Origin of the sequence: Raoultella sp. T31 (assembly GCF_002806725.1) — a bacterium.
Classification (GTDB): domain Bacteria; phylum Pseudomonadota; class Gammaproteobacteria; order Enterobacterales; family Enterobacteriaceae; genus Klebsiella; species Klebsiella electrica.
On sequence record NZ_PIBO01000119.1, the window covers coordinates 1 to 255 of the forward strand.

Genomic DNA, 255 nt, shown 5'->3' on the forward strand with positions numbered 1-255 from the left:
AATCCTGTAGCCCGGAAGTAATGGGGGATGAATCTAACCCCTCGCGCATTACCTGTACCGGCGGGTCTGATACCGGCGACAGCGGCCACTACGCGCTGACCTCGAAAATTCACAATATGAAAGCCGGCCCGATCGATGTCGAGGTCTATGCTAACTACGGTTTTGATTCCAAAGCGGTGGATAACGATGCCCGCCTTAACGCCTGGCAGGGCGGCCTGCTGTTGAGCCACACCAACGACAGCGGCGTGAACAAAG

1 pseudogene is annotated in these 255 nt (G+C 56.5%); it reads left to right on the top strand.

The annotated features are described in order from the left end of the window. Positions 1-255 (top strand): annotated as a pseudogene (locus tag CWM52_RS25975) (hypothetical protein); the annotation flags it as partial.